The sequence below is a fragment of the Streptomyces niphimycinicus genome, from assembly GCF_018883605.1.
GTDB lineage: Bacteria > Actinomycetota > Actinomycetes > Streptomycetales > Streptomycetaceae > Streptomyces > Streptomyces niphimycinicus.
Genome location: NZ_JAHLEM010000230.1, coordinates 1 through 9788, shown reverse-complemented (window position 1 = coordinate 9788; position 9788 = coordinate 1). Strand labels below are relative to the sequence as shown.

Sequence of the window (9788 nt, the reverse complement as noted above, 5' to 3'; positions counted from 1 at the left end):
CTCGTGAGCCCGCCGCGCGAGCGGCCCAGTCCCTCACCCCCGGCGCCCACCCGCTGCGCATCCACGACCAGCGGCTCACCCCAAAAGACGGTGAAAAGGGGGATACTTGGCTGGTCGTCGACCAGATGGAGGAGCTCTACACCCTCTGCACCGACTCGGAAGAACGCATCCGGATCCTCGACCGCCTCCTGACCGCCGCCGCCCCCGACAGCCGATTACGGGTGCTGATCGCCGTACGGGCCGACTTCTTCGGACACTTGGCCGGTCACCGGCCCCTCGCCGACGCGTTGCGCGAGGCCACTCTTCTGTCCCCCCCATGAACCGGGGCGAACTCCGCGAGGCCATCGTCAAACCCGCCCAAGCCGCGGGCCATACCGTCGAACGCACCCTGACCGCGCACATCATCGACGAAGTCGACGGTGAACCCGGTGCCCTGCCCCTGGTGTCCCACGCCCTCCTGGAAACCTGGCACCGGCGCAAGGGCCGAGCACTCACCCTGACCGCCTATGTCCCCGGGGGAAGGCGCACAGGACACCCGGCGGCCCGCGCCCCGGGAAGAACTGGAGACAGGGACTTCGTCCGCCACCGCTGAAGTATTGGAGCGGCTGGTGAGGGCGCGACTGGTCACCTTCGACGGCGGCACGGTGCACCTCGCCCACGAAGCCCTCATCGCCGCCTGGCCACGGTTGAGGGAATGGATCGACGACGCCCGCGAACGCCTGCGTCTGCACCGGCAGCTCACGGAGGCCGCACGCACCTGGAACGACCTTGGCCGCGAGTCCGGCGCGCTCTATCGTGGCACCCGACTCGCCGCTGCGGAGGAAGTCTTCCTCAACACCAACACCAACACCAACACCAACAGTGGCAGTGACCTGACTCCTCTGGAACGTGAGTTCCTCACCCACAGCCGTACCGCTCGCCGCCGCGAAGAGGAAGCGGTCGCCCGCACTGCCCGGCGCCTGCGCCAGTTCGCCGCCACCTTGTCGATCCTGCACGTATTCGCCCTGGCCGCCGAGCTGATCGCCTGGCAGCAATACCGGACCAGTGAGCAGGAGCGGCACCAGGCGCTCAGCGCCCAGCGGATCGTACTCTCCCGTCATCTGGCGGCACAGTCGGCCGGCCTCGTGGATTCCGTCTGGCTGGGCATGCCGACGCCGTGGAGTCCGTCGCGTTCAGTCCGGACGGCAATACCCTGGCCAGTGGTGGTGACGACAAGACACTGCGCCTATGGGACGCGGTGACCGGGAAGCCGCGCTCCAAACTGAGTTGGCACACCGATACCGTGGAGTCGGTGGTGTTCAGTCCGGACGGCCAAACCCTGGCTGTGGCGGGGGCGAAAAGATCCGATTGTGGGATGTTGATCTACCTGACCCTGCCTCCTCCATCAGGAGGATTTGCCGGGCGGTCCACAGGTCCCTCACGGCACGCGAACGGTCGCAGTACCTAGCGGGCCGCCCTTCCGTGGCCTGTCCGACGGGTCGGTGACGATCCGGGCTGCCGACCCTCGTCAACCGCCATCGCGCCGGCCGGACCGCAAGGTGGCGGTGGTCAGTAGATGATCGACATGGTCTGACAGGCGGCCTCGGCGAGTTCGCGGTCGCCGTCAATACGGGCACGTGCGAGGGCGGTGTCCGGCTGGATGCCGCGGGTGCACAGGCGCCAGGCGGTTTCCGCGTCCAGGCGGACGAGCGCGGTGGGATGTGCCGTGTCCGGTTGTGCCAGCGACCAGCGTGTTTCGGTGGCCGTCACGGTCCAGGTGCCGCCGGCCGGGCCGTCGACGTGCATCTGGATCTGCGTGCCGACCGGCGCATCGACGTCGCGCAGGGTGTGCGGCAGAGCCCGCATGAAGGTGTCCATGACCACGGACAGGAGCCGCGGATCGGCGTCGGTGACCTGTCCGGCCGCATGACGGATCTGCTGGCGGTGGGTCCAGAACTCGGTGAAGTCCCGCGCGGTGTCCAGCCACATCGGTGCCGGGTCGACACCGGCCCAGGACACGCCGAGTGACGGCGCACCGGGGTCGGTGCCCTCGAAGAACTCCGCCACCTGTCCGCCCACCAGCTCGAGGGTGTCGGTGAGCGCGGCCGGACTCACTCGGGAGAAGGCATCCACCCACTCCTGGTTGATGCGGTGGATGAACGACTCCAGCGTTTCGCCCGTCGCGAGTGCGGGGCCTTCGCGGTGACCGTCGCGGGCCCGGGAAATGCGCCCGTAGAAGTCGCCCAGAAGATGTGCGACGAGATCGCGGACGGTCCACCCCGGCACCGCTTCTCGGTGCCAATCGCCGGGCGTCAGGCCGCGCAGTGTGGCCATCAGCGCGGTGTGTTCCGGAGCGAACAGCGAGCGGGCGTCAATCGGGGTACCGAGCCAGGTATGGCTCGACATGTCATGGAGTTGGGAGTTCATGGCCGAAGCCTGCCAACCCAATGACTCGATGGCCATCGATTAAAGGTGCGGGGCGCCGTGGGAAATCGATGTGCGGCCATTGATCAGGCTGTTGGAGAGGGCTGGTAATCAATCCAGCCGGTCGCTGCACTGGGTGACATCAGCTCTTGGCGACACACGTCAGGAGCCACTCGGAAGAATCCTTCGACGACCGCACGAGCGGCCGTCGAAGGTGCCGAGACTGAAATGGAATGAGTACCGTGAACACAGGCAAGCGCATCATTCTGGCAGCGATTGTCGCCGTCTTGGCAGTGGCCCTGAAATTGGGCGGTCCTACCTATGCGGAAGGAAAGCCCACCGAAATGTCCGCCACGGCGATCAGATGGGTACACCACCAGCTTGCCGTGACCGGCGACCACCTGCCCGACAACAAGTGCTGTTAGCCGCCTGCTGAGTTCAGGAGAGAGATACCGAGTCCAGAGAGGCTGTGCAGCGCTGTATTGCGGTATCGACGGGTGATGACCAATCCGGCCGCGCGCAAAACGGTGGCGTGTTCGCTCGCGCTCTCCGGCGCGAGGCCGGTGAGGGACGCGAGGTCCTTGGTGGAGCAGCCCGGATGCTCGGCGATGACCCTCAGCACGATCGCCCGGGTCCGGCCCAGCAGCGCCGCCAGGGCCCTCGCGGAGGTGGGGGGACGGACTCGGGGGCGAAGGCGGTCAGCCGATCGAGGGGCTGTTCCTGCCGGACAGGGTATGTGACGGTGGGCTGCTCCCGGGGGCCGTTGTCGACGATGGAACGTACGCCGAACACCGATGGCACCAGCACGATCCCCTGGCCCTCCAGGCGCAGATCGTGGCCGACGCCGTTGGGCATCCGGATTTCCAGCACGGGGGGCTTCCACCGCATCCACTGGGGATTCGCCTGCGCGAGCAGGCACTCGACACCGCCGGTGAGAAGCTGGCGCGTACGCACCGTCCGGTCCACGGTGAACTGCCGGCTGAGGCGTTCCCAGAAGGGATCCATCAAGGCGGCGTAGAGCCGGCCGAGTCCGTCGTACAGCTCGTGGCGCAAGGACGCGTCATCGGGGAGTTGTCGTGCCCAGTCGGGCAGCGCCTGCTGCTCGGCTACGGCGGCCAGGTCGGCGCGGATCACCGCGGGTGCGGTGGCTCGCACCTGTTCCAGCAGTTCCTCGGGGCTCCCGGCGCGTACGGGGCAGAGAAATCCGGGGGACCAGCCGATGGGCGGGACGAGGGACATGGCCATGCGGGTCGGTGCGGACGACCGGAGCAGAACCTGACGCCGCCAAGGGCCGAGCCGTACCGGCCGGCCGCGGTCCTGAAACGCACGCACCGCGAGGTCCATCTCCGACAGCGGCATCGGCGCCTCCGCGACACGCGTGCGCGCCAGATCGTGAACGGTGAAGTGAATGCGGTAGACCACGCTCGCCCCGAACCCCACGTTGTACGGACCAGGGCGAGTCTCCCGAGAGTACGGAGGTTCGGTCCAGGCCGAATCAGGTCGAAGTGACGGCCACGGACCCGGAATCTGGATGCGGGTCCGGCGCCGGGACCAGTCGGCCCAGGGCCCGTGCGGGCGCCCAGACGGCGCCATTGAAGAGAGAAGGAGACGGTCATGAGGATGCGCGTGCTTTTGGCGACCGCGGGGCTGATGGCCTCGCTGGCAACAGTCGGGGGTGCGGTCGGCCAGGCGCAGGCCGCGCCGAGCGACTGCGCGAGGAAGTACCTGTGCGCCTACCCGCAGACGAATTACCGGGGAGGGGCGGGGCCGGTGGGGGACAGCAACCCGGACCTGCGGCGGTACCCGAAGTTCCGGCATGTCCAGTCGATCTTCAACAACGGGGCGAGCTGTACGGCCCTCCTGTGGTCCAAGCCGGGATACGGCGGAGTCAGGCACGCCCTGAGCCGGGGCGACGGGTACCCCAACCTGGACCACATCCCCGAGTACCGCACTACGGGCATCCAGAGCAACAGTTGGTCGTGCCTCTAGCGCTGACCGCCCCGTAGGGGACCAGTAGGGGAGCAGACGAACCGATGCGATGGCGATCCAGGCGTGTGCACTCTCTGTCGGCCGTGGTGCTGATGGTCATGGCGGCGATCGGCCTGTGGATCCTGACAGGCTTCTGGAGCGGGAAGGACCGGGACACGGCCATCCCCCCACCCGAACCCCTGGCCGACCTCCAGCTCTCCCCGGAGCAGCAGCAGTCGCTGCGTCACGCCGAGGACGTGCTGGTGAGGCGCTGCATGCGGGACCGCGGCATGGACTTCCACGTCGCCGGGACGGCGGAGGCGCCCGCGAGCCTGCCGAACCCGTACGGCTTGCTGGACAGTGCGGAGGTCGCGGAACGGGGCTACGGACTCCACGGGGCGGCCCCGGTCCCGTCGGATCCGCGGCTGACGGACCGTGAGCGCGACGCCCTGTTCGGGACCGAGGCCAGCCAGAAGACCATCCCCTTGGCGGAGGGCGGTGAACTCGTGGTCCATACCGACGGGTGCTTCTACCAGGCTCAGACCGAGCTGTACGGGGAGGATTGGAAGCGATTGCTCCACGGCGAGGAGACGCTCGCCGCCAAGATCGTCGCCCGGGTGAACCGCGACCCGCGCGTCAACGCCACGCAGCACACGTGGGCCAGGTGCATGGGCCGGGCCGGTTACTCGGTGACCACGCTGGAGGACGTACGACCCGACGCGATGCGCCGCATGGGTGGAGGCCTCGGACCGAGCGGACGGCGAGACCGAGTTCAACGCGCTCTTGGACCAGGCGGCCAGGGACGTCGCCTGCCAGAAGCGGGCACGCGTCGAGCCCGCGATCCGGGCCGCGCAGAAGGCTGTGGAGCGGTCGGTCGTCCGAGGTCACCAGCACGATCTCGGAGAGCTGAAGACGCTGCGCGCTGAAGCGCTGGCGACGGCGCGACGGCTCGGTGGCGCGACGGAATGACCTCCGCACTGCCGGAGCCGGGGCAGGCTCCGTTTAGTTGTGTCTGTATAATGATTGTGTAGACACAATTAAATGGAGGCCCTTCATGCCCGATCTCGCTCCTCGGCGACGATGGCTCGTGCTGGCCATCTGCTGTATGAGCCTGCTGATCGTCAGTCTCGACAACACGATCCTGAACGTCGCCCTGCCCTCCATCCAGCGCGATCTGCACACGTCGGTGTCCGGACTGCAATGGACGGTGGACGCGTACACGCTGGTGCTGGCGAGCCTGCTGATGCTGTCCGGGTCGACCGCCGACCGGGTGGGCCGTCGGCGAACGTTTCAGGCCGGGCTGGTGATCTTCACCGCGGCCTCGCTGCTGTGCAGTCTGGCTCCCGGGCTCGGCTGGCTGGTCGTCGCGCGGATGCTGCAGGCGGTCGGCGGGTCGATGCTGAACCCCGTCGCCATGTCGATCATCAGCAACACCTTCACCGATGCCCGGGAACGGGCCCGTGCGATCGGTGTGTGGAGCGGTGTCGTGGGCATCAGCATGGCCGCTGGGCCGATCATCGGGGGTGCGCTGGTGGAGTCGGCCGGCTGGCGGGCGATTTTCTGGCTCAACGTGCCCATCGGCCTTGCCGCGCTCTTCCTGACCCGGAGGTATGTGCCGGAGTCCCGGGCGGCGCGGGCTCGCCGTGTGGACCCGGTCGGGCAGGCGCTCGTCATCGTGCTGCTCGTCGCGCTGACGTACGCGATCATCGAGTCGCCGAACCTGGGCTGGACCTCTCCGGTGGTCGCCGGGTGCGCGGTCGCGGCGCTGGGCGCGCTGCTGGGGCTGCTGTGGTACGAGCCGAGGCGCGCCGACCCGCTCATCGACCTGCGGTTCTTCCGTTCCGCGCCGTTCTCGGGCGCCACGGTGATCGCGGTGGCCGCGTTCGCCGGTCTGGGTGGGTTTCTGTTCGTCAGCTCCTTGTACCTGCAGGATGTGCGGCAACTCGATCCGCTGCACGCCGGGTTGTTCATGCTGCCCATGGCCGTCATGGCGCTGCTGACCGCACCCGTGTCGGGCCGTATGGTGGCCTCGCGGGGGCCGCGTATGCCGCTGCTGCTCGCCGGGACGGCGTTCTGCGCGAGTGCCGTGCTCCAGGCGCTCACCTACTCCGCGCACCTTCCGGTGCCCCTGCTGGTCGTCTCGTATCTGCTCTTCGGCACCGGCTTCGGACTGGTCAACGCGCCCATCACCAATACCGCCGTCTCGGGGATGCCCCGTTCACAGGCCGGTGTCGCGGCCGCGGTGGCCTCCACCAGCCGGCAGACCGGACAGTCGCTCGGCGTGGCCGTCATCGGTGCCCTCATGGCCGGGGGAGTGCACGCGGACGCGGCGGAGTTCACGGACGCGGCCCGGACGGCATGGTGGATCATCGCCGGTTGCGGCGCCGCGGTGCTGGTCATGGGTACGCTCACTTCCGGCCGCTGGGCCCGGGCAACGGCCCAGCGCACGGCGAAGCGGCTCGCCGCCGAGGAGACCAAGGAGACAGTGAACGTCTGATGGAGCGCCCACCTGACAACGAGCCCCACGAGGGGGACGACCGGGACGAGCCGCACGAGCGGGACGACGAGACCGCCAGGACGGCGGCCCGGGCCTGGCTGGGGCTGAACACACTCCTGATGGAGCGTTACAACCGCCGCAAGGTGGTCGCGGAGAGCCTCGGCATGAGCTTCAGCCGCGTCAGGGCGCTGCGCCGGCTCGCCGCCGACCCGATCACCCTTCGCGAACTGGCCGAGCGGCTGGGCGCCGACCCGCCCTACACCTCCGTCATCGTCGACGATCTCGTACGGCGCGGCCTCGCCGAACGCATCACCAACCCGGCCGACCGCCGGTCCAAGCTGGTCCATCTCACCGAGGAGGGCCAGGCGCTGGCCGCCCGCGCCGTCGCGATCCTCACCACTCCCCCCGACGCCCTGCTCGCCCTGCCGGCCGAGGACATCCAGGCGCTCGACCGCGTCGTGGCCAAGCTCCTGCGATGAGGCAGCGGCGGCTGGTGGCTCTGTGTCAGTCCAGGCCGTGGTCGCGGGCGTAGCCGGTGGCCGCGACCCGGTCGCGGGAGCCGGTTTTGGTGAAGACCCGGTTGATGTGGGTCTTCACGGTGTTGCCGCTCAGGAAGAGGGCGGTGGCGATCTCCGCGTTGGTCATACCGCGCGCCATCAGCGTGAGGATCTCCGCTTCCCGACGGGTGAGGCCGTCCGGAAGCGGCCGGTCGGCGGCGTCGGGCCCTGAACGAGGGGTGTCCGACCCCGGGGGAGGGGTGGCGCCACCACCGTGCGGCCCGCCACGGCCCAGCCCATCGGGAGGCTCAGCTCGGTGCCCAGGTGCATGACGGCCATCAGCGAGAGCCCGATGAGCGCTCCGGCGGGCGGGAAGGCGCTGGCGTAGCCGCAGAGGCCGGCGGCCACGCCGAGCAGGACCCGCATCCGCGGCGCGCGCCGCGCGGCCTCGTCGCCGAGGGTGTGGGTGAGCTCCCACAGCAGCAGTGCCAGGCCGCCCAGCGCGTACGCGACGATGGCCAGGGCCACCGCACCGAGCCCCGGCCGGAGGGCCCGTGAAGGTGTGCAGGCCGATGAAGACGTACGCGCCGGCTCTCAGCCATGACACCGTACGCAGCACGGATGCAGGATAGCGACCCGCGGACCGCTCGGCGGCGGCGCCGTGGTGGACCTCTGTTTCGCCGTCGTGCGCGGGGGCCGCGGGAGCGCCTGCCGGGCGCCGTCCGGTCATCGCCGTCCCCGGCGGCGCCGGTCGCGGAGGAGGTCACGCGCCGAGCGGTCGTACGACGCCGTGGGGCGGGAATACCGCGGGGGCCGGGGCTGCCCCGTAGGGCGCTCCGCGTCGGGCCCCGGTGTGTCGCCCGACCCGCCCAGCAGCCCCGCCAGCGCACCCCGCACATCGAAGGGGCGGCCGTCCTTCTCCGGGGCGAACGGCACACCGGAGGCGAGGGCGCGCGGGGTGACGACGGCGGCCTGGCCGAGCCGGTTGAGGCCGAGCAGCACAAGGATGGGTGCCGAGGAGCCCGCCACGTGGGCGTGCAGCGCCACGGCGACGACCGTCATCACGACCCGGGAGACCACCAGCGCGAGCCACAGCCACAGCCCGTACACCGGCATCCGCGCCCACAGCACCCCGTCGCGCGGCTCCAGCCGCAGCAGCGCGCCCTGGGCGGTGCCGATTCCGGCCGCGATCACCGCGCTGATCACGAGGCAGGCGAGATCGGTCGTGGTGAGGTGGCGGCCGCCCTTGCCGAGGCTCGTGAAGCCGACGATGGCGAGGACCGCGGGAAGCAGGATCAGCCGCTTGCCGCGCAGCGGCTCGCCGCGTAGCTGACGTGCGATGACGAAGATCACGACGGCGATCGCGGCCAGCACTTGCAGCACGTTCACTGGAGGACTCCCGTCGGCCACGCTTCGGTTGCGCAGGCCTGTTGACTCGCCCCGAGGCTAGGAAGGCCCGCGGGGCACGGCGTCACCCCGAGCGGTGACCTCCGGGGTGATCCGCGGGTGGTACCGGCGCCGGGAACCGGTACCACCGGGCGGCCGACGCGGATCACCCCGGAGGTCACCCCCCGCTACGGCGTGCGGGAACGCGTACCGGAGCCAATCTGAGCGAGCCGGATCCCCGGCCAACCGTCCATCGAGAGGCTCGCCATCCCATGTCCACCATCGGTCAAGCCATGATCATCAACGCCGCGGTCCTGATCGCCGTCCTGGAGGCGGACCTCGGATCCCACCGCAAGATCGGGAAGCTGCGCATTCTGCGGCCGCTGCTGATGGCCGCCGCGATCGTCCCCCTCTTCATCAAGAGCCCGGCCGCCCACGGCACCGGCCTGGCGCTCGAACTGGCTGCCGTCGTCGCGGGGTTGCTCGTCGGCCTGCTGGCGATGACCTTCACCACGGTCTACGCCGGCCCCACGACCGGCAAGCCGGTCAGCCGCGCGGGCCTCGCCTACGCGGCGCTGTGGATCGTCGTGGTCGGCGCGCGGGCCGCGTTCTCGTACGGGTCGGAGCACTGGTTCGCCCGGCATCTGGGCCGCTGGATGGCCGACCACCAGGTGACCGCCGACGCCCTCACCGACGCGCTGCTCCTGATGGCCGTGGCGATGACGCTCACCCGCACCATCGGGCTCGCCGCGCGGGCGGCCACCGCCGGCCGCCGGGTGCCGGTCGCCGGGCCCGCGGCCGAGTAGCGGCCAGGTGCGTCGCGACACGACCCGACGGAAACCTCACGGGGAACACCACTACCTCACGGGGAACACCACTAGGACTTGTCCGGGCGATCATGTGCTGTCTCGTGTCCGGGTCGTTGATGTGGCATGGGGCGGGGTGATCTGAGCGATGCGGAGTGGGAACGGCTGCGGCCGTTCCTGCCGGTCAGCAACGGGCGTTGTGGCAGGTGGCGGGATCATCGGCAGGTGATC

Annotated in this window: 13 protein-coding genes and 1 pseudogene; 8 read left to right on the top strand and 6 right to left on the bottom strand. The window is 69.8% G+C overall.

The window, feature by feature from the left end; translation table 11 throughout:
* The first annotated feature begins 125 nt into the window (after window positions 1-125).
* Window positions 126-1241, top strand: a pseudogene (locus tag KN815_RS52240) (nSTAND1 domain-containing NTPase).
* Window positions 1157-1447 carry a WD40 repeat domain-containing protein gene (locus tag KN815_RS21295; RefSeq protein ID WP_253209142.1) on the top strand — a complete coding sequence of 97 codons (291 nt, stop codon included), beginning with the start codon at window positions 1157-1159 and terminating at the stop codon, window positions 1445-1447. The pseudogene KN815_RS52240 and the gene KN815_RS21295 overlap by 85 nt, the downstream one beginning before the upstream one ends.
* A 101-nt stretch (window positions 1448-1548) precedes the next feature.
* Here the strand turns inward: KN815_RS21295 and KN815_RS21290 are convergent, their stop codons facing one another.
* Window positions 1549-2406 carry a maleylpyruvate isomerase family mycothiol-dependent enzyme gene (locus KN815_RS21290; protein WP_216343537.1) on the bottom strand — a complete coding sequence of 286 codons (858 nt, stop codon included), beginning with the start codon at window positions 2404-2406 and terminating at the stop codon, window positions 1549-1551.
* Between the two features lie 239 nt (window positions 2407-2645).
* Between KN815_RS21290 and KN815_RS21285 the strand changes: the two genes are divergently transcribed.
* On the top strand, window positions 2646-2828 hold the full coding sequence (locus KN815_RS21285) for a hypothetical protein (protein WP_216343536.1): 183 nt from the start codon (window positions 2646-2648) through the stop codon (window positions 2826-2828).
* On the opposite strand, the gene KN815_RS52235 is transcribed toward KN815_RS21285, so the two are convergent.
* Window positions 2825-3025 (bottom strand): MarR family transcriptional regulator, encoded by a 201-nt coding sequence (locus KN815_RS52235; RefSeq protein WP_372458422.1) that lies wholly within the window; start codon window positions 3023-3025, stop codon window positions 2825-2827. The genes KN815_RS21285 and KN815_RS52235 overlap by 4 nt on opposite strands.
* Window positions 3019-3762 carry an ArsR family transcriptional regulator gene (locus KN815_RS21280; protein WP_253209141.1) on the bottom strand — a complete coding sequence of 248 codons (744 nt, stop codon included), beginning with the start codon at window positions 3760-3762 and terminating at the stop codon, window positions 3019-3021. The genes KN815_RS52235 and KN815_RS21280 overlap by 7 nt, the downstream gene beginning before the upstream one ends.
* A gap of 255 nt (window positions 3763-4017) precedes the next feature.
* Between KN815_RS21280 and KN815_RS21275 the strand changes: the two genes are divergently transcribed.
* From KN815_RS21275 to KN815_RS21260, 4 genes are all read left to right on the top strand, one after another.
* Window positions 4018-4392, top strand: a complete 375-nt coding sequence (locus KN815_RS21275; protein WP_216343535.1) for a peptidase inhibitor family I36 protein — start codon at window positions 4018-4020, stop codon at window positions 4390-4392.
* Window positions 4393-4457: 65 nt separating this feature from the next.
* On the top strand, window positions 4458-5297 hold the full coding sequence (locus KN815_RS21270) for a hypothetical protein (RefSeq protein ID WP_216343534.1): 840 nt from the start codon (window positions 4458-4460) through the stop codon (window positions 5295-5297).
* Window positions 5298-5425: 128 nt separating this feature from the next.
* On the top strand, window positions 5426-6868 hold the full coding sequence (locus KN815_RS21265) for an MFS transporter (RefSeq protein ID WP_216343533.1): 1443 nt from the start codon (window positions 5426-5428) through the stop codon (window positions 6866-6868).
* Entirely contained in the window at window positions 6868-7347 is a 480-nt protein-coding gene (locus KN815_RS21260; protein ID WP_216343532.1) for a MarR family winged helix-turn-helix transcriptional regulator, read from the top strand. Before KN815_RS21265 ends, KN815_RS21260 begins: the two co-directional genes overlap by 1 nt.
* Window positions 7348-7372: 25 nt before the next feature.
* Here KN815_RS21260 and KN815_RS21255 read toward each other — a convergent pair whose 3' ends face one another.
* The 3 genes from KN815_RS21255 to KN815_RS21245 all read right to left on the bottom strand — a co-directional run bounded on the left by KN815_RS21255 (window position 7373) and on the right by KN815_RS21245 (window position 8754).
* Window positions 7373-7525: a response regulator transcription factor gene (locus KN815_RS21255; protein WP_372458420.1), complete on the bottom strand. Its 153-nt coding sequence runs from the start codon at window positions 7523-7525 to the stop codon at window positions 7373-7375.
* Window positions 7525-7893 carry a hypothetical protein gene (locus KN815_RS21250; RefSeq protein ID WP_216343541.1) on the bottom strand — a complete coding sequence of 123 codons (369 nt, stop codon included), beginning with the start codon at window positions 7891-7893 and terminating at the stop codon, window positions 7525-7527. Before KN815_RS21250 ends, KN815_RS21255 begins: the two co-directional genes overlap by 1 nt.
* A gap of 198 nt (window positions 7894-8091) precedes the next feature.
* On the bottom strand, window positions 8092-8754 hold the full coding sequence (locus KN815_RS21245; protein ID WP_216343531.1) for a hypothetical protein: 663 nt from the start codon (window positions 8752-8754) through the stop codon (window positions 8092-8094).
* 269 nt (window positions 8755-9023) lie between these two features.
* Here KN815_RS21245 and KN815_RS21240 point away from each other — a divergent pair, with 269 nt between their 5' ends.
* Window positions 9024-9557, top strand: a complete 534-nt coding sequence (locus tag KN815_RS21240; protein ID WP_216343530.1) for a hypothetical protein — start codon at window positions 9024-9026, stop codon at window positions 9555-9557.
* The last annotated feature ends 231 nt before the right edge of the window (window positions 9558-9788 follow it).